2 protein-coding genes are annotated in these 1,707 nt (G+C 67.0%); one reads left to right on the forward strand and one right to left on the reverse strand.

Going from position 1 to position 1,707, the window contains the following annotated elements; genetic code table 11:
* Positions 1 to 864: PLP-dependent aminotransferase family protein (locus ACOJSF_RS05600; protein WP_420141238.1), on the reverse strand; the 864-nt coding region annotated here is incomplete at its 3' end.
* Positions 865 to 1,038: 174 nt separating this feature from the next.
* Here ACOJSF_RS05600 and ACOJSF_RS05605 point away from each other — a divergent pair.
* Entirely contained in the window at positions 1,039 to 1,638 is a 600-nt protein-coding gene (locus ACOJSF_RS05605) for an FMN-binding negative transcriptional regulator (protein ID WP_420141239.1), read from the forward strand.
* Positions 1,639 to 1,707: the final 69 nt, after the last annotated feature.

The following is a 1,707-nucleotide window of genomic DNA, read 5'->3' on the forward strand; positions in this document are numbered from 1 at the left end:
CATCCGCAGGCGCCGCTCCGGCCGCAGCGCCACTGTGGTCGGAAACTGGTGGTGCGGCGTCAGGAACACCGCGCGCACGGGATGCTGCCGACAGGCGTCCTCCACCGCGTCGACATCCATGCCGGCGCCATCCAGTGGCACCGCCACGATCCGTGCACCTGCGGAGCGGAAAGCGGCCATGGCCGGCTCGTAGGTCAATGCCTCGACCAGGACGACGTCGCCCGGCCGCAGCAGGACCTGAGTCGCCAAGAACAGGGCGTTCTGGCTGCCGCGGGTGATGCAGATCTCCTCCGCCGTGACGGATAGCGCCCGCTGGTTTTGCAGCATTTCGGCAATGGCGGTGCGCAGGCGGATGGAACCTAGCGGATCACGATATTGCAGGCGGTTGGCGCCGGCCGCCTGCATCACGGCGTTGCGATAGGCCCGCGCCAATGTATCAGCCGGAAACAGCCGCCCGTCCGGCGCGCCCTCGTCCAGTTTCAGTCCCGATCCGCCGGGCAGCGCGAGGGGGCGCGCAGGGGGCGGCAGGAAGCGGTAATAAGGGACCACATCGCCATCGGGCATGTGGTCGGCCGGCGGCCCCTTCGGCGCTTGCGGCGGCACGGCCGGTGATACGATCGTGCCCCGGGTCCCGGCCGAGGCAAGCCAGCCTTGTGCGATCAGTTCCTCATAGGCGATGACCACCGTTTTCCGGTTCACGCCCAGCTCGGATGCCAGTTGCCGGCTGCTCGGCAGGTACATGCCCGCCGTCAACCGGCCCCGCTTAATATCGCGCAGGATCGCCCGGATCACCTGAACATACAGCGGAACATCCCTATCGACGGATATGCGGTCCGACAGTGCAAGTGGCAGCGGGCGCAACATCGTTCGGATGTCCTTATTTGAGTCTCGGCTATCAGACCGGTGTTGGCATTGGTCCTGCGCTTTGGGTCGGTCTTGGCCCTTGAACGGGCCAACTGGCAAGCGCAGGTCCGACATTCGGAACCCGCAGCCGCCTTGTAGCAGAGGTGTGGTGGGCCTGAGGAGACAGCGCGACCGATGACCGATACCTTCGCGACCTTCACCTCGGCCGACGTGAAAGCGCTGATCGAACACTATCCGTTGGCATGGGTCTGCTCGACCGGTGACACGCCGATGGAGGCCGCGCAACTGCCACTCATTGGGGAATATGAGGACGATGGCCGCCTGCGGGCACTGGTCGGGCACCTGGGCCGGCGCAACCCGCTATGCGACCGGTTGCGCCGCAGCGGCACGGCGACCGTGCTGTTCAGCGGACCTGCGGCCTATGTCTCGCCCGAGCACGCCGGCCTGCGCGACTGGGCGCCCACATGGAACCACGCCAATCTGCGGATCACGGTCGACGTGACGGTGGATGCCGGGCTGACAGACGAGGCGCTGGACACACTGATACAGGCCATGGAGGTTGGCCGCGATGCGCCCTGGACGCGGGACGCGATCATGCACCGCTATGCCGGGATGGCGCAGGCAATCATCGGCTTTCGCGCCACCGTGACCGACGTCGACGGGCGCTTCAAGCTGGGCCAGGACGAAGGGGAGGCAGTGTACCGCAACATTCTCGACCGGCACCCTGATGCCGAGGTCACGGAATGGATGCGGCGGTTCAACCCGTCCCGGTGAAGGGCCGGCGACGGGTCGTCGGGCGGCGCGATTGCGCCGCCCGGTCGGCTCAGCCTATCGCCGATGGTC

Source organism: Sphingomonas sp. (assembly GCF_048594985.1).
In the GTDB taxonomy this organism is placed as follows: Bacteria; Pseudomonadota; Alphaproteobacteria; order Sphingomonadales; family Sphingomonadaceae; genus Sphingomonas_I.